Genomic DNA, 26,728 nt, shown 5'->3' on the forward strand with positions numbered 1-26,728 from the left:
ATATGCAATTATGCATACCCATTTTTTAGGATATTTATCTACTGATTTTATTTACGAGAGCTTCTTTATATGTATGCATTTCTAATATATCAAAAAAGAAGCTTGCCTTTTTATATGCATCTTCAACCTCTGCCCCATCGTACTCCAACTTCCCTAGGCATTCACCTCTTTGATAATATAGCTGTCCAATTAATGCCATACTATTAATTCGGCATGATATTTCAATCGCTTTATTTACTTGATAAAGTGACTCTTCATATTGATTATCTAAATATAATGCTTTCGCATGATTATATCTTACCTTCACTTCAAATTCTTCATTATCATGCAATACCTCTAATTGTTTTAATATATCTTCAAATAACTCAATACTCTTCTTAAAATAGCTATTTTCAGCATAAATATTTGCAATCGCATTTTCTATATAAAGATTTTGGTATACGTCTATTCCAGCTAACTGTTGATTTAACAATTTTTTTAATTCTAAAATACAATATTCGTAATCGATTTTCTTTAATATGTAAGCTGCTACATGATATTGCCATTGAAGAAATTGCTGGAATTCAGGATGATATTCTTCCTTTTTCAGCTCATTCCATACTTTATTATAAATTTCTTTATATCTTTTTTGCTTACAAAGCATAATGATTTGATCTTTAAACTGTTTTTTTCTTTCAATATCGGAATAAATGAGTACCTCATAAAAATGAATAATAGGAACTTGTAATTTTGCTGCGATACCTTGCAATATATCCATACTTGGGTATACCGCACCCGATTCAATTCTACTCACTTCCGATTGATGACATATATTATCGGATAACTGTTTCTGTGTTAATCCTCTCATCACCCTAATTTTCTTAATTTCACTTCCTAATTTTTCTGCGTGCATACTTACTCACCATCCCATTAGAACAATCTAATTTTTTGAGTTGTCATACCACTACAATAATGTGAATTCGACAATTTTTGATATGAAATAATGCATAATATATATAAAATTCGGCAAATTTTTCATACAATTCATCTCACATACAATAATAGATTAGGAGTGTTATAGATGAATTATAGAAAACTTGCTAGTGCTTTCGTTACATTCGGTCTTCTTTGCCCTTTATCAACAGAAGCTATTCATGCTCAAGAATTAGACAAAAGTGCAGTCAAAGTTGAAATTGCTCAGCCTGGTTTAACAATCGGGAAATTAACACAACCTCAAAATGATACGAAAGAAAATATTGCTAAAAAGTATTTAAAAGGTGAGGTAAATGGGGCGAAAGCTCAACAAGAACAAGTCACTACTGAAAAAAATGTAGATTTCCAACCTACAAATAAAGAAACCAAAGAAAATCAAACCGAAGTTCGCCTTGCACAAACATATAAAAACTATAAAGTATATGGCCAAGATCTCATTGTAAAAGTAGATAAAAATGGAGTAATCACAACTGTTAGTGGTAAAGTTGTTCAAAATTTAAATCAACAACCTAATCTTACTATAACAAATTTTTTGTCGAAAAATGAAGTAAAATCTAAATTACGCGATATAGTTCAAATTCCAAGCGATGCAGTTGAGACAGAATTCTCTAGCGAAACCGTTGTTTATAAGAAAAAAGATGGCTATTATACATTCGCAACTGTTATTACATTTACTTATGAAAACAATGAACAAATTATAAACGGCAATGCTATCGTTGATTTAAAAACTGGAGAAGTACTTTTCCAAGAAAAGTTCATTAAAAACAAAGAGAATAAGACTATAAATCAAGTAACATCACCTAGATTATCCCCTGCAAGTGAGCAAGGAACTGGGAAAAATGCACTTCAAGAAAACATCTCTTTCAATATTGCCAAAGGAACTGATGGAAAATTTTATTTAGCGGATTTATCACGCGGAAATGGTATTTATATTTATAATGCAAACTACGCCGATTCCCTTGGAGGATATAGTCAAGCTGGTTATCCAGGGACACTAATTTCAAGTAGTACTCCTAATTTTGCAGATAAAGAAGCCGCGGGCGCTATGAAGAACATGAGTGATATTTACGATTACTTTAAGAAAGAACATAATCTAAAAAGTTACGACAATAAAGATTCAAAAGTTGTTGCTAGTGTACACGGTTTTGATTCTACTGAAGTTAGTGATGGTGTAAAAGAAGACTATGTAAATGCATTTTGGCATCCCGCTTGGAACCAAATGGTATTTGGTGATGGTTTAGACGGAAAACTAACATCCGCTCTTGATGTAACAGCTCATGAATTTGGACATGCTGTATTCAGTGGCACGACGAAAAATAAAGTCGTGAGATATCCAAGCGCTGAAACATCTGCACTAAACGAGGGATTAGCGGATTTCTGGGGTACACAAATCGAATATTACGTAAAGAAAGATAAAGGAAACTGGATTATGGGCGATACATTAGGTGGCCTAACAATTCGTGATATCCCAAGGGAAATTGGTGACGGCGGTCATAAACTATATACAAATTTACAAGATTTCTATAACGATGGTAATAATCAAGAATCACACGTGAATTCTGGTATTATCAGTCACGTATTATATCAATTAGCTGAAGGTAAAACATATAACGGTGTTGCTGTTCAAAAACAAGGAAATGAAAAAGTAAGTAAAGTTGTTATGCGTGCATTGCAAAATTATGCAACTTCCGCTGAAGACTTTGAATCACTTCAATCTCATATCGTACAAGCTGCCAAAGATTTATATGGCACTGCCGTATCAAATGAATTTGCAAAGGCATTTGAAGCACACGGTTACAAACCGTTACAAAAAGTAAATCAAGTAATAGAAGTACAATAATTATAAAAAGAAGGTTACCTCTCATAGGTAACCTTCTTTTTATATCCAACCCTTTTCTTCCGCAATTGTAATTGCCTCAATTCTATTTTTCGCATCAAGCTTCGCTAATACTTCAGAAATATAATTACGTACTGTACCCGGCGAAAGATAAAGTGCCTTCGCAATTTCGTTTGCCGTCTTTCCTTCTTTCGCAAGCAACAGTACTTCCTTTTCGCGATCTGACAACGGATTTTGCTCCTGCCATAAGCCAAACATTAAATCTTGGGAGACCTCTCGTTTCCCCTTCATTACATTACGAATTGCTGCCGCTAAATCTTCACTTGGGCTATCCTTTAATAAATAGCCGTGCACACCAGCTTTCATTGCTCTTTCAAAATATCCCGGCCGTGCAAATGTTGTTAAAATCATTACTTTGCATGATGATTTTTCTTTCTTTAAAGTCTCAGCGACATCCAATCCACTTTGAATCGGCATTTCAATATCCATAATACTTACATCTGGCTTTAACGATTCAATCAATTCTAACGCCTCTTCCCCGTTCGCAGCTTGCCCAATTACTTCGATATCATCTTCTAGATCAAGCAGGGCCCCTAATGCACCACGAAGCATCCGCTGGTCTTCTGCAATAATAATTCGAATCATGCCCTCACCTCATCTTTTCCTGTTCTAATAACAACTGGAACTTTTACCGTTAATAACGTCCCTGGATTGATTGTACCTAGTTCAACAAATCCATCAATAAGAGCAATTCGTTCTTTCATGCCGCGAATACCATTTCCATCATGATTTTGATCTGTTAAACCGATTCCGTTATCTTCTACTTTCAAAATCAGTTCACCTTGTGATTCTAATACAGAAACTGCGCACCGCGTTGCCTTACTATGTTTTACAACATTTGTAACGGCCTCACGTAAACACATCCCGACAATATTTTGTTCAATTGGTGATAACGAGCTCGATCTTGCTTCTTGCCTCACTTCTAATTCAATATTAGCTGCTTGTAAGATCGCTTTTATTTGCTCTAGCTCTTCTTCTACCGTAATCATACGCATATCAGAAATTAATTCTCTCAGCTGTTTTAAGGCTGTACGAGACGTTTGTGTAATTTCCTTCGCTTCCGCACTTGCACGCTCTGGATTTTTCACAATTAACTTCTCTACAAGCTGGCTTTTCAAAGTAATAAGAGATAACGTATGCCCTAATGTGTCATGAAGATCTCTTGCAATCCGCTGCCGTTCTTCACGTTTTACTAAGTCTTTAATTTGCTCGTTCGCCTGATCCAATTGATTTCTTAACATCTTTTTCTGATTAAAATTGCGCATACCAAATGGCGTAAGAATCATTAAAATAAACATTGGAACGATATTTACTAAACTTGTAGTTGTTAGTTGATTCATATTTACAAATAAAAATGCTCCAAGCATGATAACTAACGAACATAACAGCACTCGAAATACTTTCTTATTTGGCGCAAATCCCATCGCACTTGCTGTGAAAAAGCCAAAAAATATCATAAAAGGATTATAAAATAAAGCAAATAAAAAGATGAGTACCATTTGAATACACGCCCAAAAAACAAACGTCCTCTGAACAAAATAAAGCTGACGGTATGTGACGATAAAAATTATCAACATACCGCTTCCTATTACAAGCTTCCATCCTGATGCCTGCGCTAAGTGATAAATTGGAAATAATAGATAAACAAACCACATATACGGGAAGAATCCCATATGTTTCGGAAAAATCTCAATCCTCTTCTTCTCTATCATTTATACCGCTTCCTGTCTTTTTCTTATATATATTGATACTACAACAAATATAAGGAAATAACCTCCTAATACCGCGATATTTTCCCATCCAATTGATTTTCCAGCTACAATATCCCACGCACCACTTCCGAAATGGTATGTCGGTGTCCATTCACCAATCGTTCTTAATATTTTGGGAAATACTTCAATCGGCATCCATAACCCGCCAACTATAGCTAAACTCATATTTAAAATATTTGCTAAGCCAGCAGCTGCGTCCGCCTTCTTAATGGAACCTATTACTGTTCCTAACGCTAAAAATGGTGTTACCCCTAACAATAACCATAATCCCGCACCAATCCATTGCCCTATCGTTAACTCAACATGATTAATTAGTATCCCTGCAATAAAGATAACTAATATTGAAAAAGCATTTACTACTGTTTGAGCGATAATTTTTGCTGTTAAATATGCTCCCTCTGGAAGCGGTGTAATTTTTAGAAGATGTGTCCATCCTTGCCCTCTTTCCTGAGAAAGTCTCACACCGAAACTAAAGAGTGCAGTCCCTACAATACTGAAAGTTGCCATCGAAATTAAATAATGTGCTTTCCACGCATCTCCGTTTTGTGGTACTTGAACAACATTTGTGAAAATGTAGTAAAACATAACAGGCATTAATAATGAGAAAAAGATAAATAATTTATTGCGGAATGTACGTAAAATTTCTATTTTGCATTGCATCCATAATGCTCTCATGCGATTTCCTCCTTCTGATTTGCGACAAACTGTTCGAATGCTTCATCAAGACTTCCACGTTCAACTGAAACATCTGTTACAGGTAAACTCTTTTGATAAATGGCTTTTAAAGTTGCATCCGTATCCTCCGTTGTTAAAATGAGGCGTCCTTCGCTTGACTTTACTTCTGTTACATTTGGTAATTCCTTTAGTAATTTTGTAGGAATGCTTTCCTTCGAGTAAAATGTGATTGTTTTTCGCGAAATCGTCGCTTTCATTTCGTCTGGTGTACCATCTGCGATAATCTTTCCGTTCGCAAATAATAAGATACGATTTGCTAAAGCATCTGCTTCTTCTAAATAATGCGTCGTTAAAATAATTGTTTTCCCTTCACTTGCTAACTTTCGAATCGTTTCCCAAAACATTCTTCGAGACGTAATATCCATTCCGACTGTCGGCTCATCTAAAAATAACAAATCTGGATTTCCCGCAAGTGCAAGCGCAAAATTCAACCTTCTTTTTTGCCCACCTGATAACTTCTCACATCTTTGCTTTCGCTCTGATTCTAAATTTGATAGCTGCAGTAACGTTTCTTTCGCTATAGGATTCGTATAATAACTACGGAATAACTCGATTGCCTCTTCCACCGTAATACTATCAATGACACTTACTTCTTGCAGCATCGCACCGAGGCTATTACGAACATCTCTATGCTTTGGACTCTTTCCAAATATAAAGACCTTACCTTCTGTCGGGTCCTTTAATCCAAGCATCATCGACATCGTCGTTGTTTTCCCCGCACCATTCGGACCAAGTAACGCTACTATTTCCCCTTTATTTACATGAAATGAAACATTATTTACTGCGTTTTTATGTTTAAATGTTTTAGAAACACCATTTACTTCAATAATCTTTTCCATCTCTCCACCCCCGCTGTTTCTTATATTTACATTGTATTACTTGGAAAACTTAGGAAACAGTATGATGCGTCATGACATCGATATGACAATTGTCATGTATTCTTTATGAGAGGAATCAACCCGCATACCGCAAGCGAGTAGCAGGACGAAAATAAACATGATACAATCGGATAAGATATATATTCGAGGAAGGACAGTGGTTTTCATGATTATTCGTAATGAACAAGATTTAGAAGGCTTACGAAAAATCGGCCGCATCGTTGCGCTTGCACGTGAAGAAATGAAAAAAGAAGCGAAGCCAGGTATGACAACGAAAGAGCTTGATTTGATCGGTAAAAAAGTATTAGATGAGCATGGTGCTATTTCTGCACCTGAAAAAGAATATGATTTCCCAGGTGTAACTTGCATTAGTGTAAATGAGGAAGTTGCTCATGGTATTCCAGGAGATCGCGTATTAAAAGAAGGCGACTTAGTAAACGTCGATGTATCTGCTGCACTTGATGGCTATTATGCAGATACAGGTATCTCATTTGTTCTTGGAGAAGACGAAGCAAAAGAAAAGCTTTGCCAAGCAGCAGTTGATGCATTTTGGGCAGCAATGAAAAAGGTTAGAGCTGGCTCAAAACAAAATCAAATTGGTCGTGCTGTTTCAAACTTCGCACATAAAAGTGGATACAATGTTATTCAAAACTTAACTGGTCACGGCATTGGTCTTAGCTTACATGAAGCACCAAATCACATTTTAAGTTACTATGATCCAATGGATAATGCGCTTCTAAAAGACGGTCTTGTTATCGCTGTAGAACCGTTCATCTCTATGAAAGCTGATCATATTATTGAACGTGGTGACGACGGCTGGACATTCGTTACACCTGATAAAAGTCTTGTTGCACAATGTGAACATACGGTTGTCGTAACGCGCGGCGAACCAATAATTTTAACAGAAATCTAATACCAAAAACGGCTGTTTTGTAGATTTATTCCACATAAAACAGCCGTTTTTATTTTTGGGAAAATATGTGAACTACTGTTGAACTCTTTATCATTTAAGTATATAATCTTTAGCGGAGGTTACTTAAGCTTATCTTTACTAAAAAGATATTGTAACTAAAAACACCTTCTTTCTTATTGTTTAAACAGTCTCAAAAATGACCGTAGTAACGTGTTAGTCGAATATTCTGTAATTCTTATATTCCTCTAACAATGTAAGAAACTATCATCTTTCAACTTCGGTCCACTAATCGCACAACTCTCTTTAGACAAAATAAATGACTATTTTCAAAGTACATATTGTCTTCATTCTGACCAAAACCAACCCTATCTAGCTTTTTATCTCCACATAACTTTAAGGCAAAAATAAGCCTTCACAAAGGGATACACTACATTGGTTAGTATGTATCGTAAAACTTACCTTTATAACCATTCTTTTTTACTAGATATACATGAAAACTATCTCACATATAAAGGTCTGATATCATTCTTTATATCAGTATTTTTTTCGACATTTTTTGTCGAATTGTGTATATTTCCATAGAACTGTGTAAATATACATTTTGTTTTACGTTAAACAATTTTACTTTGAACATAATCCTGTTTGTCTGAGAACGCGTATAGAAACGGAGGGATAGCAAAAATAAATAGCTTATAACAAATACTTTTAATATTCCATTTGTTCATGTGGAATAAGTCCCCAATGGACAAATGAATGTTCAGAGGAGGAAAAATGAAAAAACTTTTCAATGTATGTTTAATTGTATTCGTACTATTTTCGCAACTTGCTAGTTTTCCATACAATCAAGTAAAAGCGGAAACCTTAACAGGAGATTCCTTATTTGACACTGTTGAAATGAAAGATGCAACGAATCATATTATTGACGAAGCAAAAAATCCTAACAATTTAATAAAGATAGGATCAATCATTCAAGTAGAATACGCTTGGTCAATAAAGGATCAACAAGCTGCACACGCAAATGATACAGCAGTAGTTCAAATACCACTTGCATTAAAAGTATCTAAAGATTTGCAAGGAGATTTAGTAACAGATCAAAAAAATATTGGTCAATATTTTATAACAGCTAAAGATAATAAATTAAAATTAATATTTAATAATCAAGTAGAAAATTTGAAAGACGCTAAAGGAAAAATTAAAGTTGATACCGTGTTTAACTCAACTTTAAAAACTGGAGAAAAATCAGTTCAAATCGCTTTTCCTTTAGGAACAATGGTTCAGCCTATATCAGTTCCTGTTCAAGTAGAAAACTCTAAAGAAGATAGCACCAAACAGGATACTAATAAACAAGCGCAAGATCCAGTAGCTAAACCTGTTACTGACAATCCGGAGCAAGATCCAGCAACTAAACCTGTTACTGATAATGCGGAACAAAACCCAACAACTAAACCTGTTACTGATAATCCGGAACAAAACCCAGCAGCTAAAACTGCCACTGATAATCCGGAACAAAACCCAGCAGCTAAAATTGCTACTGACAATCCAGAACAAAAGCTAGCAAGCGACCCTGCTGAGAATACAAATTCAGGTCCAAAGCAAATAACAACAAACATTTTAACCAGTGTAAAGTTGACGGATAAAGACGGAAAACCATTTACAGAGGATAACCGTCCAAGTACAGATTCCCCTGCCAATATTGAGTTTACATGGGAACTTTTAAAATCAATGAATGTGAAAAATGGAGATTACTATATTTTTGATCTTCCTAAACATTTTAAGATTTACAATACAATTAACAGTCCTTTATATGATAGTGAAAACCATCAAATTGGTAATTTTACTGTTACAAAAGATGGAAAAGTCACGATGACATTCAACGATTATGTTGAAGAGCATCCAGATGTTGCTGGTAACCTACAATTAAAGACAGAATTTAATAAAGCTGAAATTAAAGGTACAACAACACAAGAAATTCCTTTCCCGATTAAAGATAAGGATGTTTCTATTACAGTTGACTTTAAGCCTAATGTACAAACAGCTACGAATAAAAAGGGTTTACCTGATAGACCAATTAATACAAATGAAATTAATTGGAAAGTAGAGATGAACAAAACGAAAGCCCCCCTTAAAAACGCTGTTTTTAAAGATAACATTCCACAAGGTACAAGCTTAAATAAAGATTCTATTAAAGTTTATTATTTAGAAGTTGATGTTAATGGGAATGTAACGCGTGGTGCAGAAGCTGAGCCAACAGATTACAATATTATTTCATCAGATGGCTCAAAATTGGAGATTGCTTTCAAAGATTCTATCAATAAAGCATATCAAATCGAATATGCCACAAAAATTACTGATGAAAATATTAAAAGTTTCCGAAATAACGTTACGATAACGAGTGATAATCAAAAGCAACAAAACGCAAGTTCTACTGTGACGGTTTCTCGTGGTACACACTTAAATAAAACAAGTAAATATGATCCAAAGACGCAAACAATTGAGTGGACAATTACTTACAATGGTGATCAAAGAGAGATCAAAAAAGCTGATGCGATTTTAAAAGATATTTTTGACGATACACACGAACTAGATGCAAATTCTATTGTTGTAAAAAACGCTTCATATAATGAAAAAGGAACGCTTGTAACAGGAGACGCTGTTAATAATTACACTGTAAATAACAAGAAGAATGGATTCGATTTACAGTTTAATGATGATATTAATAGTGCTTATGTGATTACCTATAAAACCAAGCCAACTAATAAAGTTATAGAAGATGGAAAAGTAAAAAATAAAGTTACAGCTGATAATGATTCAAGTAAAGAAAATGAAGCTAGCTTCAAGCAGCAAAATATTATTAAATCTAATAATAAAGCTGAAACAAATTATAAAGACAAAACAACAACTTGGACAATTATAGTAAATAATAACAACTATCCATTAAGCAACGCGATTATTACGGACACCTTTGATCATGGTGGATTACAATTAAAAGATAAGAAACTAGAAATTAAAGACGGAAATTATACCCTTCAAGCTGGGACTGACTATGTTTTAGATGTAACAGATAAAGGCTTCAAAATTACTCTTATAGGTACGTATCAGTCTAATATGACAAAGACATTAGTCGTAAAATATACGACAGACTTTGATTATACAAAGCTAGAAAGTGGTAAAACTTCATTTAAAAATACAGGTAACCTTTCTTGGATAGATACGGATTCTAATCCACAATCAAATAAAGTTGAAGCTAATTTCGATCCTGATACTTTCACAAAGGCAAATGGTTATAAATACGGTTCTTATAACGCCCAAACGAAGGAAATTACTTGGATAATAGGCTTTAACTATAATAATGTTGAGATTAAAGATCCTTATGTTATAGACGTAATACAAGATAAACAAAAATTAGTGCCTGGATCCATTGAAGTGCGTGATATGATTCTAAATGGAAATCCTGATAATGCACAACCTGGTAATGCTGTACCAACTGAGAAATATGAACTTGAAGAACCTACAGAGAAAAATAAAAACACCCTAAAGGTTCATTTCAAACAATCAATTAATTCACCTTACTATATTATCTTTAAAACAAGCCTTGATGGTGAACTTATCCAAGGCACCTACAAAAACGAGGCAGATTTAAAAGATGGCTCTAAAATCGTAAACACCCTTACAGGTGACACTCAAGTAAATAAAGGTGGCAGCTTCGTTACTAAAAAAGCTGTGCAAGACGACAACTATATTAATTGGAGTATCGCAATTAACGAAAGCCAATCAACCATTGCAGATGCCGTTGTAACAGATGATCCAACCGAAAATCAGGTAATTGTGGAAGATTCATTCCACTTATATCCTACAACTGTTGATCCATATGGAAATTTAACAAAAGATACAGTAAACGAATTAAAAGAAGGAACAGACTATAAACTCAAAATAACAACAGACAATAATACCGGAAAGCAACATTTCGAAATTGCCTTCTTGAAAAAAATTGATCGAGCTTATATTTTAGAATATCGCTCACTTATTAATGCAGACGATAAAGAAAAAGTAAGTAATAAAGCGAAAATCACAGGCAATAAGTTGACAGTTAAAAACACAGAAACTACTGAAACGATTGAAGTGAGAATGTCTTCTGGTTCAGGCGGAGGATCTGCTACTAAAGGCCGTGGAAACCTTGAAATTATAAAGGTAGATAACGACAATAAGAACGCACTATTAGCTGGGGCAGAATTTACTTTATACGATCGTACAGGTAAAACTGTTATACGTAAAATTACAACAGACAAAGACGGTATCGCTAAATTTAATAATTTAAAACGCGATAAATATTTATTAAAAGAAACAAAGGCTCCTGAAGGCTATGTAATTAGCTGGGATTTAAAACAAGGGAAAATTGTTGAACTTGGTACACAAGAGACTACAACATATAAACTTGCAAATAAGAAGTTTGTCGGTAAAGTAGTTTTAACAAAGTCTGATGACCTGAATAAAAACGTCACACTGCAAGGTGCCGTTTTCACACTACTTGATAAAGACAAAAAAATAATTTCAGAACACGAAAAATTAACAACAAATAATCAAGGACAAATTACTGTAGATAATTTAAAACCAGGAACTTACTACTTACAAGAAACAACTGCTCCTGAGCATTATAAATTAGACAGTACACCTATACAATTCACAATCAAAGAAGATCAAACAACAGTAATAAACCGAACTGCAACAAACAGTTTGATTCCAGGATCGGCCATTTTAACAAAATTCGATAAAGATGGAAAAACTTTAGCAGGTGCGGAGTTCAGTGTACGCGATCGATATAACAAAGTAATTCGTGGATATGAAAAATTAACGACAAATGATCAAGGACAAATCGAAGCAAAAGATTTACGCCCTGGAGACTATCAATTTGTCGAAGAAAAAGCACCTAAAGATTACGACATAGATAAAAAACCAATTGAGTTTACAATTATAAAAAGTCAAAAGAAAGCACTTACTGTTACAGCGACAAATCACCTCATTAAAGGTGGTGTCACTTTAACGAAAGTCGATGATGTCGATGGCACTGCCCTTGAAGGTGCTGTATTTAAAATTGTCGATGCGAATGACGAGAAACAAGTAATTCGTGAAAATATAAAAACAGGTTCAGATGGAAAAGTTACCGTTAAAGATTTAGAGCCTGGTGCTTATAAATTTATCGAAACAGAAGCTCCTAAGGATTATACGTTAAGTACAAACCCTATCGAGTTTACAATTGATAAAAGCCAACAAGCTCTTGCTACTGTTACGGCAAATAACAGCTTAAAAACGGGCGAGGTTGAATTATTAAAAGTTGATGAGTTTGGTGAGAAAAAACCACTAGAAGGTGCTGTATTCAAACTTGTCGATACAAATAATAATGACGTTTCCCCTCACACTAACTTAACTACTGATAAACACGGTAAAGTTAAAGTTAGTAACCTACGTCCTGGTACGTATAAATTTATTGAAATAGCTGCTCCTGAACATTACGTTTTACGAGCAGAACCTATTGAATTTACAATCGATAGAAGTCAGAAAGAAACTCTACTTGTGAAAGCTGAAAATGCTTTAAAACCAGGAGATGTTGAATTAACAAAAGTTGATGATATCGATGGTACAGCTCTTGAAGGTGCTGTATTTAAAATTGTTGATGCAAATGATGAAAAGAAAGTTATTCGCGAAAATGTAAAAACTGGTGCGGATGGTAAAGCTATCGCTACTGGCTTACGCCCTGGCGATTATAAATTTATCGAAGTAACAGCACCGAAGTATTACGACAAAAATACAAAACCAATTAAATTTACGATTACAGAAAGTCAAACAACTCAGGCTACTGTTACCGCTAAAAACAGCTTAACAAAAGGCGGTATTGAGTTAACAAAAGTGAATGCTGCAGATGAAAAGGAAACACTTGAAGGTGCAGTATTTAAAATCGTTAATAGAGATACTAATGAAGATGTTCGTACGGACCTTGTTACGAATAGTAAAGGAATGCTAGTTGTAGATGACTTACGTCCTGGTAACTATAAGCTTATCGAAACAAAGGCTCCAACTTATTACGATGTAAATGTAGAACCAATTGAATTTACAATCGAAAAAGGACAACAAAAACTCCTTCCACTTACATTTAAAAATAGTTTAACGAAAGGAAAAGTTAAACTTATTAAAGAAGATGATGTGGAAAGTAGTAAAGCTCTTGCCGGCGCTGTATTCACATTGCAAGATGCAACTGGCAAAGAAATTATGAAAGATTTAACAACAGATGATTACGGAGTATTAGTTATTCCTGATTTAGCACCAGGGGATTATCAATTTATCGAAACAAAAGCCCCTGAACATTATAAATTAGACAAAACACCTATTAAGTTCACAATTAAAAAAGGTAGTAAGGAAGATCTTCCTATCCCTGTTACTGTAAAAAACAGTTTACTTACAGGTGGCGTCACTTTAACAAAAGTTGATGATGTTGATGGCACTATTCTTGAAGGTGCAGAATTTATAATCGTTGACGCTCATGATACTAAAAAGGTAATTCGCAAAGGTTTAACGACTGATAAAAACGGTAAAATTTCTGCTTCTGATTTACGTCCTGGAGACTATCAATTTATTGAAGTAAAAGCTCCAAAAGACTATACCTTAAGCAAAGACCCTATTCCATTCACTATCGAAAAAAGTCAAAAAGAGAATATTACTGTTACTGCTACTAACAGTTTAAAGAAAGGTGCAGTAACATTAACAAAAATTGACGACATCGATCGTACGATGCTCGAAGGTGCAATCTTTAAGATTGTTGATATGAATGGTAAGGAAGTTCATACGAATCTTGTTACAGATAAAAACGGTAAAATTTCTGTTTCTGATTTACGCCCTGGAGACTATCAGTTCATTGAAACAAAAGCTCCTGAGCACTATGTATTAGATGAAACAACGATTCCATTTACAATTGAAAGAAGTCAAACGAAAGAGATCAATGTTACAGGCAAAAATGCTTTGAAAAACGGTAGCGTTGAACTAACAAAGATTGACGATATTGATATAAATACAAAACTTGCTAACGCCGTATTTAATTTATTAGATGCAGACGGAGAGCTAGTTAAAGAAGGCTTAAAAACAAATGATGAAGGTAAAATTGTTGTTGAAAACCTACGTCCTGGTACGTATCAATTCGTTGAAACAATTGCTCCTGAACATTACGATTTAGATAAAAAACCTATCGTATTTACAATTAAAAAGAGCCAAACTGAAACTCTTCATGTCACTGCTACAAATGCTTTAACAAAGGGTGCAGTTAAACTTGCTAAAGTTGATGATGTTGATGGCACTGTTCTTAAAGATGCAGTATTTAAAATTGTTAATATGAATGGTGATGTAGTTCATAAAGACCTTGTTACAAATGAACAAGGAATAATCGAAATTAACGACCTACGTCCTGGTGATTACCAATTTATCGAAACGAAAGCTCCGAAGCATTACGTTTTAGATGAAACACCAATCAAATTCACTATTGAAAAAGGACAGAAGAAAGCTATTTCTTTAACTGCTACAAATAGCTTAAAACAAGGTAGTATCGAATTACTTAAAGTTGATGATTTAAACACTCAAACAAAACTTGCCGATGCGGTATTTAATTTACTAAATCAAGATGGCAAAGTACTTAAAACAGATTTAAAAACAAACAGTGAAGGTAAAATCGTTATCGAAAACTTACGTCCTGGTACGTACCAATTCGTTGAAATAACGGCTCCTGAACACTATGATTTAGACAAAAAACCAATTATATTTACAATTGAAAAAAGCCAAAAAGATATTGCTACCGTTACTATGAAAAATAGTTTAACAAAAGGCGGCGTGGAACTTTCTAAAGTGGATGACGTCGATGGCACTACTCTTGAAGGCGCAGTATTTAAAATTGTGGATATGAATGGTACTGTAATTCGCAAAAATCTTGTTACGAATCAACAAGGTAAAATTAGCGTTTCTGACCTACGTCCTGGTGATTATCAATTCATCGAGACAACGGCTCCGAAACACTACGATTTAAACAAAGAGCCAATTCCATTCACAATTACAAAGAGCCAAGCTGATCCTATCTCCGTTACAGCTACAAATAGCTTAACGAAAGGCGCTGTGGAACTTTCTAAAGTGGATGATGTAGATGGTACTGCTCTTAAAGATGCGGTATTTAAAATTACTGATCTGAATGGTAAAGACATTCGTACTGAGCTTACAACAGATGGACACGGAAAAATTTCTGTTTCTGATTTACGTCCTGGGGACTATCAGTTTGTTGAAACGAAAGCTCCTGAACACTATAAATTAGATAGTACACCTATTAAGTTTACAATTAAGAAAAGCCAAAAAGAAAAGCTCCAAGTTACTGCTACAAATAGCTTAACTGAGGGTTCTGTAGAATTAATAAAAGTAGATGATATAAATCCAGATACAAAACTTTCTGATGCAGTGTTTAACATCATCGATGCGAAAGGTAAAATTGTTCGCACTGATTTAACTACTGATAAAGATGGGAAGATTACTGCTACAAACTTACGCCCAGGAGACTATCAATTCATTGAAACGAAAGCTCCGAAAGATTACGATTTAAATAAAACACCTATTAGCTTCACTATCGAAAGAAGTCAACTAACTCACGCTTCTGTTACTGCTAAGAATGGCCTAACAAAAGGTGGCGTGGAATTAACGAAAGTTGACTCTATAGATAAGAAAGAAATGCTAGAAGGTGCGGTATTTAAAATTACTGATCTGAACGGTAACGACATTCGTACGAATTTAGTTACCAATAAAGACGGAAAAATCATCGCTAAAGACTTACAACCAGGAGACTATCAATTTATTGAAACAAAAGCTCCTAAACATTACGACTTAAATGAAGAACCAATTAAGTTCACAATCGAAAGAAGTCAAACAAAGCATGTCTTCGTTACAGCTATTAATAGCTTAACGGAAGGTAGTGTTGAGTTAATTAAAGTTGATGATGCTAAGCAAAACACAACACTTGAAGGTGCAGTATTTAAAATTGTTAATAAGGATGGACACGATGTTCTTACCGATTTAACTACTGATAAAAACGGCCGTTTAGTTGTGGATGAATTACCGCCAGGAGACTATGAGTTTATCGAAACGAAAGCTCCTGAACACTATGACTTAAACAAAACACCTATTAAGTTCACAGTTAAAAAAGGACAAGAAAAAATCGCCTCTGTTACTGCTACTAACAGCTTAACTAAAGGCGCAGTTGAATTAACTAAAGTTGATGACATCGATGGTACTACTCTTGAAGGAGCAATCTTTAAAATTGTAGATATGGACGGCAAGGATGTTCGTTCTGATTTAACTACTGATAAAGATGGGAAGATTTCTGTTTCTGATTTACGTCCGGGAGATTATCAGTTCATTGAAACGAAAGCTCCAACTGGCTATGATTTAAACATTAAACCAATTCCTTTCACAATTACGAAAGGACAATCTCAGATTACCTCTGTTACAGCTTTAAATAGTTTAACAACAGGTTCAATTGAGTTAACTAAAGTTGATATTGATCACCATGGAACACTTGAAGGTGCCATTTTCAATATTTTAGACCAAGATGGAAAAATCATCCGAGAAGGTTTAAAAACAGACCAACACGGAAAAGTAATCGTAAATGATTTGAAACCTGGTAATTATCAATTAGTAGAAACACAGGCTCCTAAAGGCTATCAATTAGATGCATCACCAATAAACTTTACAATTGATAAAGCCCAAGCTACACCACTACAAATTACAGTTTCAAATAAAAAGATTGAATCTTCGTCAGGTGGAGATGACAAGCCAGTTACTCCTCCAAATAAAGAAGAGAACAAAGGCAATGAAACATCTGAGAAACACGAAAACGGAACTTCCGAAGAAACATCGAATAAAACAGATAACAAACAGCAAGATGATCGAAATACGGATAAACACCTTCCAAATACAGGTCATAAAGAAGACCCTACACAAATAGTAGGTATCCTTCTTCTACTAGCTGGATTATTAAGTATTTTGGCTACAAAACGCAAAAAAAATTATTAATAATTTTTTCACCTCCAATCAATCTCTCAATTGATTGGATGTTTTTTTATACAAAAAGGACGATACATAAAGTATCGTCCTTTTAACGGGGTGAGGCTGCCCAAAGGTACGGAAAACCTTTGAACAGCCTCTTATTTTCATATGGATGCCTTACATATATCACTGATAATAATTATGAAATGCGGAAACATAATTACCATCAACTGATTCAAACATGAGAAATGAAACCCTACAGTGGTTCCATTTCTCTACATAATCTAAAGTTTGGGTACACTAGATTCATGCAATGTAGGAGCTTTCAGAGTAGAAAGCGAACCTTCGTTTAAAATGATAGCATACATATCTTCCTCAAAAATATGCAAATATGCATATATTGTTTTTATTTCTCAATGTCAGAATATTGAAAAATAAAAGACTCGAAGGTAAAATAAAGTCATTATCCGTCTTCTTTTGTCAGTCACAGAGAATAGAAGAATAGGAGAGGAAAAAATGAGAAAATCATTGAAACAAAAAATAGTAAGCTCTTTGCTTGCTGTATCACTCGCTGTTAGCTTAGCTCCAATTGGGCAAGCAAAAGCGGATTCCACGTCAGAGGTTACACAAACTCCATCTATTACAAAACAGATTGATCCAAACCGCGCGATTGAACATGTTCGTTTCTTATCTGAAACAATTGGTCCTCGCCCCGGTGGAACAAAATCCGAAGAATGGGCTTCTCGTTACATTGGTATGCAGCTTAAATCAATGGGCTATGACGTAGAATATCAACCATTTCAGGTGCCCGATCAATACGTTGGATTCATTGAATCACCACTATCAACAAAACGTAATTGGCAAGCTGGTGCTGCTCCTAATGCACTCATTTCTACAGAAGCTGTTACAGCTCCCCTTATCTTTGTTCAAGGTGGGACAAAATTAGAAGATATTCCAAATGAAGTAAACGGTAAAATTGTTTTATTTGAAAGAGGAACGACAGTTACAGACTATAATAAACAAGTTGAAAATGCTGTTAGCAAAGGTTCAAAAGGTGTTCTTTTATACAGTTTAATTGGCGGACGCGGAAATTATGGACAAACCTTCAATCCCCGCCTAACGAAAAAGCAATCTATCCCTGTCTTTGGTCTTGCTTATGCGCAAGGAAATGCATTTAAAGAAGAAATCGCTAAAAAAGGGACAACAATTCTTTCCCTAAAAGCGAGACATGAATCTAAATTAACATCTCTAAATGTTATCGCCAAAAAGAAACCAAAAAAGAGTACAGGTAATGAGAAAGCAGTCGTTGTAAGCTCGCACTATGATAGTGTTGTCGGAGCACCTGGCGCAAATGATAATGCTTCTGGAACTGGATTAGTATTAGAACTAGCTCGTGCTTTTCAAAATGTAGAAACTGATAAAGAAATTCGCTTTATTACCTTTGGTTCTGAAGAAACTGGATTACTTGGTTCGGATTATTACGTGAATAGTCTATCCCAGAAAGAACGCGACCGTATTTTAGGTGTCTTTAACGCCGACATGGTTGCAACAAATTATGATAAAGCAAAGAATTTATACGCTATGACACCTGATGGCTCTACAAACTTTGTAACAGATGCTGCCTTGCAAGCAGGTAAACAACTAAATAATGACCTCGTCCTACAAGGTAAATTTGGTTCTAGTGATCATGTTCCATTTGCTGAAGCTGGTATTCCTGCTGCTCTATTCATTTGGATGGGTGTCGATAGTTGGAATCCATTAATCTATCATATTGAGAAGGTATACCATACACCTCAAGATAACGTATTAGAAAACATTTCACCTGAACGAATGAGAATGGCATTAGACGTTATCGGAACAGGAGTTTATAACTCGCTTCAAAAACCTGTTCCTCAAACTGAACAGAAAGCTGCTTAATCATTTAAAAGACCACTGATTTTATCAGTGGTCTTTTATTGAGAAAAAATATATATGCATAAAAGCATATTTTATCCTACCCATTATCGTATACAATATTAAATGTAACAACACCGATTACAACTAATAAGGAGGCTTTTTCTATTATGAAAAAAATGATTTTAGCAAGTGCATTAACTTTAGCAGGAATTACTGGAGCTACTGCGTTTATTCCTGAAACAAAAGTCGCTGCTGCCGCTCAAGAACAAAGCTTTACAAAATTTTATTCTTTGCAAACTGGAGGTAGTTCTGAACAAGAACCTATTTTCCTTCAAAAAGGACAAGAACTAACAATTCATCCTAACAGCAAAACTCCTAGTTACAGTGTTTATGACTCAAATCATAACCTAATTGGACGTTATTCTGATGGTTACGGCCGAATTTTCACTGCAAAAACAGATGGAAATATGTATGTTCAATTTCATGCACCTTACGTTTACTATAGTCCTGTTAGTTTTTCTGTTACTTATACTATTCAATAAAAAAGAGGTCCTTTATAGGGCCCCTTTTATTTCTCTTGCCAATTCACTTTTACGAATCCATCTTTCACTTTTAATCCACTTATATTCAATACATACTCTTCATTTGCTTTTAAAGTAACTGTAAAACTACCTTTTTTCGATTCACAGATTTCCTTTAACTCTTTTATACCTTCTCCTCGTCTTTCATACACGCTAAAGCATAAGTTCCCTCGTTTTGCATCTGTCTCATAAGAAAATGTCACTTCTGTGTCCTTCTCATACTGAAGTTCAATATCTTTACCGGCAATATCCCATGATGAGAATTTTGCCTCGTAACTTGTCTCCCCTTGCTTCTCATTTTCTAAATATATATCTCCTGCTTTCCACGCGTCATCTAACGTTTGTGCAAAAGCAAAACCACTAAGTAATACAAACATTGTACTTGCCAATATCGCAACTAATGTTACTTTCTGTTTTTTAACAAAGTTCATCTTATATTCTCCTTCAACTTTCTTTTTACTTCTTCTTACCATATATAACAAAAAACCGATAAAAAATGGAAATATAACCGCTAAGACACTCCATCCTTTACTCATTTGATGTGCTTTAGCATCTGTATATACCCATGATGCAACACATATTAAAAGTGCTATAAAAGCTAAAAACATCGTCACTCCAGCTACTTCAAATAGTACAAACGGATTAGCGAACTCATTCATGTAATTTATACTCCTTCTTTAAAAATGACTGTATTACAACATATATCGGAATGTATACATGCATCATAATCACAATGGCTATTAACATAGGAATTTTATAATCCAAATGAGTGACAAATTGTTCTATAACAATTGTTAGCAAAACAATCCAAATGGTATGAATACAAATCATCCATTTCCTCTCTAACTTCTGAGCCTTTCGCACGCCCTGCTTCGTGTTATTTATTAGCTCTTCGCTTGGAGTTATCTCTTCTGCTAAACTGCTCTTTATTTTCTGTTCAAATTTATCTTCCTTCATGAACGAACCCCTCCAAATGTTCTCGCATTTTCTTTTTCCCATAATTAAGCCGATACTTTACCGTACCAATCGGTATATTTAATATTTCGCTCATTTCTTTATAAGAGTATTGTTCATAATAGTAGAGTACGAGCACGGTTTTATATTTTTCATTCAATAGCTGTATAACTTCCCGTATCATTTCCGCTTCCACTTTTTGAATAAATTCTTCTGATATATTCACATCATCTGCGAAATCTATTTCTCCACCATCCTCTTTATGAAACAAATCCAATATTCGATCTTTCCACCTTTTTTTCTTACGATAAAAATCATAAAACGTACGAACACAAATTGTAGTAATCCATTTTTTATAATTCTCCACGTAAGAAAGTTGGTGCCGCGATGAAAAAACTTTTATCCATGTCTCTTGAAAAATATCTTCCGCGTCTTCTTTCGTCTTTGCTAACTTATAGCATAAGGAATATATTTGCTTCTTATATATATCAATTAATTCTTCTACCTTTTCTTCCATCATAAGCCTCCTGTCATTTATATAAGACGACGCAAATTCCCTTTTTGTTTGATAAAATTTTATTTTTTATTATCTCCACATAAAAAGGCAATCACAACATCGTGTGATTGCCTTTTATTTAAAAACGAAAGTCCGCTTCCGCTTTTCTTAATTGTCTAGCTCCAGCGGCTAGAATACTCGGTGGCTTCGCGCCTTCCTCCGAGGCAAAGTACGCCTCTCTGTCAGGAGCTCCATCCCCCTCCTATTCTAAACGAGCCGCTTCCGCTTTTCTTAATTACATTTTTTCTGGTGCAGATACTCCTACGATTGCTAATGCATTTTGAAGTGTAGTGCGTACTGCTTTCATTAACTCGTAACGAGCTTTACTTAATTCTAAATTATCTTGGTTTAATACTTTTTCTGCATTGTAGAAGCTGTGTAATGTTGCTGCTAATTCAAATGCATAGTTTGTAATACGGTGTGGTAGACGTTTTTGTGCTGCATCCGCAACTACCGCTGGGAATTCACCAAGTTTTTTCAGTAACTCTACTTCTTTTTCAGAAGTAACAAGTTTGTAGTTAACGTCTCCGCCTGTAGCTAATCCTAATTCTTCACCTTGACGAAGGATACTGCATACGCGAGCGTGAGCGTATTGTGCATAGTATACTGGGTTTTCATTAGATTTTGATACAGCTAAGTCCATATCGAAGTCTAAATGAGAGTCACCGCTACGCATTGCGAAGAAGTAACGCATTGCGTCCACGCCTACTTCTTCCATAAGCTCACGAAGTGTAACTGCTTTACCTGTACGTTTACTCATTTTCATTTTTTCACCATTTTGATACAGTTGTACCATTTGGATGATTTCTACTTCAAGTGTTTCTTTATCGTAACCAAGTGCTTGAATAGCAGCTTTCATACGTGGAATATAACCGTGATGGTCAGCACCCCAAATGTTAATTAACTTATCGAAACCACGCTCTAATTTATCACGGTGATACGCGATATCTGGCGTTAAGTACGTGTAAGAACCATCATTTTTAATTAATACACGGTTTTTATCATCGCCGTAAGTCATTGAACGGAACCAAGTTGCGCCGTCTTCTTCAAAGATCTCGTCACGCTCTTTTAATACCGCAAGAGCTTGATCAATTTTCCCGTTTTTGTATAATGATGTTTCTGAGAACCATACATCAAATTTAACGCGGAAGCTTTCTAAGTCTTTTTGAAGTTTTGCTAATTCATATTTTAAACCGTACTCACGGTAGAATTCATAGCTTTCTTTTTCATCAGCTTTCGCATAACGATCGCCAAACTCTTCTGCTAAACGTTTACCGATTCCAATGATGTCCGCACCATGGTATCCGTCTTCTGGCATTTCTTTCTCTAAGCCTAAAGCTTGCATGTAACGAGCTTCAACAGAAAGAGCTAAGTTATGAATTTGGTTACCAGCGTCATTAATGTAGTACTCACGAGATACATCGTATCCTGCTTTTGCTAATAGGTTACATAAAGTGTCACCTACTGCCGCACCGCGTGCATGTCCTAAGTGAAGGTCACCTGTTGGATTCGCAGATACGAACTCAACTTGTACTTTTTCACCTTTACCAGTATTCGTTTCACCGTAAGCTTCACCAGCGTTTACGATTGTTGGAATTAAATCTGTTAAGTAGCTATTATCCATATAGAAGTTAATAAAACCAGGACCAGCGATTTCGATTTTTTCAATAGAAGCTTTTGCTTTATCGAAGTTTGCAACTAGTTCTTCTGCAATCATACGAGGTGCTTTTTTCGCAACGCGTGCAAGTTGCATTGCCATATTTGTAGAGAAGTCACCATTTGTTTTATCTTTTGGAGATTCTAATACAACGTTTGGAATTTGTTCTTCTGTCGCTAATTCTGCCTTTAATACAGCAGCCTGAATTTCTTCTTTAATCAATCCTTTTACCTGTTCTAAGGAATTCATTATTTTGCCTCCTTCAAATTAATTGTAATAGTATATCTGCCAGCTTCTTGTTCACTTAGAAGCAATGCGTACGTTAAGAAGAGTTGTCCTTTTTTCTTTTCATCCGACCATTTAAAAAGAACGTTATCAGTCTTTGTTTGCAATGCAAACGTACCAAGTTCACTCGTATACGTACCAGTTGTCCATTCACCTTTCACATGCGTCTGACGCATAGAAACAGCACCTGAACGCATAATGAGAACTTGTTCATCTTGAATTTTAATAATTGTTTTCACTTCGCCTTGTTCGTTCGGCTCCTGGAATGTTACATATGTACCTTGACCTTTTACATAGTATTGACCATTTGCTTCAAAAGCAACGGTTTCCTTCCTCGCCCCTTCACGGATTTCTGTTACGAAATGAACGTGTACCGGCAAGCCTGCAAGTTGTTTCTCCACGTCTTGCACACCTTTCAAATGTTATAGATATTAAATACTACTTATAATAAATCACTTTTCCTATCATATCAAAAAAAGACTCTGTCTGTCTGCTGAAAAATCAGGAAAACTCCATTTCAAAAAATAATTCACTTCTACTTTATTTCATATGATAAAATATTTTTTAAATCTAAATATTCTTTCAATTAAAGAGGTGAATGTAGTGATACCAACAAAGTTAAAAAAGGGTGCTGAAATACGAGTGATTTCACCATCGTGTAGTTTAAGTATTGTTTCAAATGAAAATAGAAAACTTGCTATAAAAAGATTAACTGACATGGGCTTTCAAGTTACATTCTCAAAATATGCTGATGAGATAGATCGATTTGCTTCCTCCTCTATTTCTTCCCGCATTCAAGACCTCCATGAAGCATTTCGAGACTCTAATGTAAAAGCTATTTTGACTACACTTGGCGGATACAACTCAAATGGTTTATTGAAACATCTCGATTATGATTTAATTCGTGAAAATCCGAAATTTTTCTGTGGTTATTCTGATATTACTGCCTTAAATAATGCAATTTACGCAAAAACAGGGCTTGTTACATATTCAGGACCCCATTTCTCTTCGTTTGGAATGGAGAAAGGGCTCGGGTATACAACCGATTACTTTTTAAAGTGCTTAACTTCTAATGAGCCTATTGAAGTCCTTCCATCTGAAACATGGAGCGATGATTCTTGGTATATAGATCAGGAAAATCGAGAATTTATTAAAAATGAAGGATATGTTTCAATTCAAGAAGGAGAAGCTACGGGAGATATTATCGGTGGCAATATGAGCACATTTAACTTACTGCAAGGTACACCATATATGCCAAATTTAAAGGAGAAAATTTTATTTATTGAAGAAGATAGTTTAACTGGAACATCTACTCTTAAAACTTTTGATCGTTATTTACATTCCCTTATGCAGCAGAAAGGTTTTGAATACATAAAGGGAATCGTTATAGGAAAGATGCAAAAAGGTGCAGAATGTACGATAGAAGACATTCAAGAAATGATTGCTTCAAAACCTGAACTTGCACATATCCCTATCATTGCAAACGCAAGTTTCGGGCATACAACCCCGATTTTCACTTTTCCAATTGGTGGACGTGCAAAAATTATTTCTCACAAAGAGAAGACATCTATCACTATTTTAACGTACTAAAAAAGGAGCGAATGAGTCGCTCCTTTTATGGTTTTTCTATTTTTTCCAACGCTTTTTGCGGAATGGATTCTTTCGGGATTTCAGCCCATCCTTTTCCTTGCATACCTTTTGCATAAATTTTTATAAACGCCCCCGTATGCAATTCACGGTTCATCATTCTTTTAATAACCTGTAACTTTCCATCTTCTGTATACCCTTTAAAAGTATACAAGTATTCTCCGTCTTTTTTCTCACCTTTATCTATAACCGCATAATAATCTTGTATTTCTTTATTTGAAAAGAAGTTGTCTACAAAAGCATGTACACCTTCTGTTTTTGTGTTCAAATAATACGCTGTTCCACCTAGAATAATGGCGAATACAGCTAAAACTTTAATTACCAATTTCATACATGAACCTCCTGTTTGCACTTCTTTCTCGCTAGTATTATATCTATACTTGTATTATACGGAAAAGAGCATACTATACTCTATCTAAAAGTCTTACACTTTCCTTACATTATTGTAAGGGATTTTTTCTTACAACCAGTTCCCAAGAAAAAATTTTTCCGTTTCATACACTTTTATATTATTATTGAATGATACGAATTTTTATTACAAAAATCAAAGGAGACAGTTTTCAAATGGCTATCTTGCAAGGTTTAGCACTATTACTTGTTGTACTTTGTCTATTTACACTTTTCAGTTACCGTGCGCCTTACGGAATGAAGGCGATGGGCGCTTTAGCTAATGCAGCAATTGCAAGTTTTCTTATTGAAGCATTTCACCGTTATATAGGTGGAGAAATGTTTCATAATGACTTTTTACAATCAGTAGGAGAAGCTTCCGGTAGTATGAGCGGTGTCGCAGCAGCGATTTTAGTCGCATTAGCAATCGGTGTTTCCCCCGTATATGCTGTTTTAATTGGTATCGCTACTAGTGGATTTGGTATTTTACCAGGATTTTTCGCTGGATACGTTTGTGCCTTCGTCGTGAAATTTCTCGAAAAGAAATTACCAGCTGGTGTGGAATTTTTAGCAATCCTATTTATCGCTGCACCAATCTCACGCGGAATGGCAATGCTTATGGATCCGCTCGTTAACGCCACACTTGGTAAAATCGGTTCTATGATTTCAGTTGCAACTACAGAAAGTCCTATCATTATGGGTATTATGCTTGGTGGATTAATAACAGTTATTTCTACCTCTCCACTGAGTTCTATGGCACTAACTGCAATGCTTGGATTAACAGGTTTACCAATGGCAATTGGTAGTCTGGCTGTAGCAGCTTCAGCCCCAATGAACTTTATTTTCTTTAAACGCTTAAAAATTTGTTCAAAGAAAGATACAATTGCTGTAGCAATCGAGCCTTTAACACAAGCCGATGTTGTTTCAGCAAATCCGATTCCAATTTATGCGACAAACTTCGTTGGCGGTGCACTTGCTGGTATTATTACCTCTCTTTTCCAGCTCGTTAATAATGCACCAGGAACAGCATCACCAATCCCAGGACTTCTTGTCTTATTCGGATTTAATGACGTTGTAAAAGTAACAATTGCTGCTATATTATGTGGAATCGTTACCACTATTGTCGGATACATCGGATCTATTGTGTTCCGTAAATATCCAATCCGCTCTGCTGATGAAATTCGCGGAGTTACTTCGGAAGAGAAGGTTGCATAAGAAAAAGAGCTATTCCCATCGTTTAGGAATAGCTCTTTTTTGTGTTGCGTAACAGTAAATGAAATTATATCGGCGGTTTTTTAATATATCAGCGCAACTCGAATTATATCGGCGATTTTTTTAATATATCGGCGCAACTCGAATTATATCAGCGATTTTTTTAATATATCGACTTACCGACACATAACGAAAAAATAAGAGCCCTCTAATCATTGAAGTGAACCCCGAAAACGGGACACCAATCAAAACACCTAAACCACTTGTTCCCTAAATTCTTTAGGGGATAGGTGGTTTAATTTTTCTTGAATTCGCACACAATTGTAG

Annotated in this window: 19 protein-coding genes; 7 read left to right on the forward strand and 12 right to left on the reverse strand. The window is 35.1% G+C overall.

Annotated elements, in window-relative coordinates:
• Positions 1-34 precede the first annotated feature (34 nt).
• The gene (gene plcR, locus ACTFSL_RS21530; protein WP_000542912.1) at positions 35-892 is read right to left on the reverse strand and encodes a transcriptional regulator PlcR; all 858 of its coding nucleotides are present in this window, start codon (positions 890-892) and stop codon (positions 35-37) included.
• Between the two features lie 168 nt (positions 893-1,060).
• Here plcR and ACTFSL_RS21535 point away from each other — a divergent pair, with 168 nt between their 5' ends.
• On the forward strand, positions 1,061-2,812 hold the full coding sequence (locus tag ACTFSL_RS21535; protein WP_001109512.1) for a M4 family metallopeptidase: 1,752 nt from the start codon (positions 1,061-1,063) through the stop codon (positions 2,810-2,812).
• A gap of 39 nt (positions 2,813-2,851) precedes the next feature.
• Here the strand turns inward: ACTFSL_RS21535 and ACTFSL_RS21540 are convergent, their stop codons facing one another.
• From ACTFSL_RS21540 to ACTFSL_RS21555, 4 genes are read right to left on the reverse strand one after another with little or no spacing between them, the layout of a single operon-like run.
• Positions 2,852-3,454, reverse strand: a complete 603-nt coding sequence (locus ACTFSL_RS21540; protein WP_000619237.1) for a response regulator transcription factor — start codon at positions 3,452-3,454, stop codon at positions 2,852-2,854.
• Positions 3,451-4,581: a sensor histidine kinase gene (locus ACTFSL_RS21545; protein WP_000570606.1), complete on the reverse strand. Its 1,131-nt coding sequence runs from the start codon at positions 4,579-4,581 to the stop codon at positions 3,451-3,453. The genes ACTFSL_RS21540 and ACTFSL_RS21545 overlap by 4 nt, the downstream gene beginning before the upstream one ends.
• The gene (locus ACTFSL_RS21550; RefSeq protein WP_001202429.1) at positions 4,582-5,316 is read right to left on the reverse strand and encodes an ABC transporter permease; all 735 of its coding nucleotides are present in this window, start codon (positions 5,314-5,316) and stop codon (positions 4,582-4,584) included. It lies immediately after the preceding gene.
• Positions 5,313-6,215, reverse strand: a complete 903-nt coding sequence (locus tag ACTFSL_RS21555; protein ID WP_440042369.1) for an ABC transporter ATP-binding protein — start codon at positions 6,213-6,215, stop codon at positions 5,313-5,315. Before ACTFSL_RS21555 ends, ACTFSL_RS21550 begins: the two co-directional genes overlap by 4 nt.
• A gap of 157 nt (positions 6,216-6,372) precedes the next feature.
• Here ACTFSL_RS21555 and map point away from each other — a divergent pair, with 157 nt between their 5' ends.
• From map to ACTFSL_RS21575, 4 genes are all read left to right on the forward strand, one after another.
• Positions 6,373-7,167: a type I methionyl aminopeptidase gene (gene map / locus ACTFSL_RS21560; protein WP_047792083.1), complete on the forward strand. Its 795-nt coding sequence runs from the start codon at positions 6,373-6,375 to the stop codon at positions 7,165-7,167.
• Positions 7,168-7,938: 771 nt separating this feature from the next.
• Positions 7,939-17,253, forward strand: coding sequence for a SpaA isopeptide-forming pilin-related protein (locus ACTFSL_RS21565; RefSeq protein WP_440042371.1), 9,315 nt, complete (start codon positions 7,939-7,941; stop codon positions 17,251-17,253).
• A 489-nt stretch (positions 17,254-17,742) separates the two neighbouring features.
• Positions 17,743-19,143, forward strand: a complete 1,401-nt coding sequence (locus tag ACTFSL_RS21570; protein ID WP_440042373.1) for a M28 family metallopeptidase — start codon at positions 17,743-17,745, stop codon at positions 19,141-19,143.
• Positions 19,144-19,289: 146 nt separating this feature from the next.
• Positions 19,290-19,664, forward strand: coding sequence for a hypothetical protein (locus ACTFSL_RS21575; protein WP_440042375.1), 375 nt, complete (start codon positions 19,290-19,292; stop codon positions 19,662-19,664).
• Between the two features lie 26 nt (positions 19,665-19,690).
• On the opposite strand, the gene ACTFSL_RS21580 is transcribed toward ACTFSL_RS21575, so the two are convergent.
• The 5 genes from ACTFSL_RS21580 to ACTFSL_RS21600 all read right to left on the reverse strand — a co-directional run bounded on the left by ACTFSL_RS21580 (position 19,691) and on the right by ACTFSL_RS21600 (position 23,556).
• Positions 19,691-20,362 (reverse strand): ECF-type sigma factor negative effector, encoded by a 672-nt coding sequence (locus ACTFSL_RS21580; RefSeq protein ID WP_001001596.1) that lies wholly within the window; start codon positions 20,360-20,362, stop codon positions 19,691-19,693.
• Positions 20,355-20,660, reverse strand: a complete 306-nt coding sequence (locus tag ACTFSL_RS21585) for an ECF-type sigma factor negative effector (RefSeq protein WP_000656684.1) — start codon at positions 20,658-20,660, stop codon at positions 20,355-20,357. The genes ACTFSL_RS21580 and ACTFSL_RS21585 overlap by 8 nt, the downstream gene beginning before the upstream one ends.
• Positions 20,647-21,174 (reverse strand): RNA polymerase sigma factor, encoded by a 528-nt coding sequence (locus tag ACTFSL_RS21590; protein ID WP_000391642.1) that lies wholly within the window; start codon positions 21,172-21,174, stop codon positions 20,647-20,649. The genes ACTFSL_RS21585 and ACTFSL_RS21590 overlap by 14 nt, the downstream gene beginning before the upstream one ends.
• Positions 21,175-21,448: 274 nt before the next feature.
• The gene (argS, locus tag ACTFSL_RS21595) at positions 21,449-23,119 is read right to left on the reverse strand and encodes an arginine--tRNA ligase (RefSeq protein WP_001086456.1); all 1,671 of its coding nucleotides are present in this window, start codon (positions 23,117-23,119) and stop codon (positions 21,449-21,451) included.
• Positions 23,119-23,556, reverse strand: a complete 438-nt coding sequence (locus tag ACTFSL_RS21600; protein WP_000414867.1) for a DUF1934 domain-containing protein — start codon at positions 23,554-23,556, stop codon at positions 23,119-23,121. Before ACTFSL_RS21600 ends, argS begins: the two co-directional genes overlap by 1 nt.
• A 202-nt stretch (positions 23,557-23,758) precedes the next feature.
• On the opposite strand from ACTFSL_RS21600, the gene ACTFSL_RS21605 reads away from it, so the two are divergent.
• Positions 23,759-24,745 (forward strand): S66 family peptidase, encoded by a 987-nt coding sequence (locus ACTFSL_RS21605; RefSeq protein ID WP_017672904.1) that lies wholly within the window; start codon positions 23,759-23,761, stop codon positions 24,743-24,745.
• Between the two features lie 25 nt (positions 24,746-24,770).
• Here ACTFSL_RS21605 and ACTFSL_RS21610 read toward each other — a convergent pair whose 3' ends face one another.
• Positions 24,771-25,133, reverse strand: a complete 363-nt coding sequence (locus ACTFSL_RS21610; protein ID WP_000779921.1) for a YxeA family protein — start codon at positions 25,131-25,133, stop codon at positions 24,771-24,773.
• A gap of 233 nt (positions 25,134-25,366) precedes the next feature.
• On the opposite strand from ACTFSL_RS21610, the gene ACTFSL_RS21615 reads away from it, so the two are divergent.
• The gene (locus ACTFSL_RS21615) at positions 25,367-26,404 is read left to right on the forward strand and encodes a PTS sugar transporter subunit IIC (RefSeq protein ID WP_000996319.1); all 1,038 of its coding nucleotides are present in this window, start codon (positions 25,367-25,369) and stop codon (positions 26,402-26,404) included.
• 251 nt (positions 26,405-26,655) lie between these two features.
• On the opposite strand, the gene ACTFSL_RS21620 is transcribed toward ACTFSL_RS21615, so the two are convergent.
• On the reverse strand, positions 26,656-26,728 hold a 73-nt coding region (locus ACTFSL_RS21620), incomplete at its 5' end, for an IS3 family transposase (RefSeq protein WP_326245104.1).

Origin of the sequence: Bacillus cereus group sp. MYBK108-1 (genome assembly GCF_051917185.1) — a bacterium.
In the GTDB taxonomy this organism is placed as follows: Bacteria; Bacillota; Bacilli; order Bacillales; family Bacillaceae_G; genus Bacillus_A; species Bacillus_A cereus.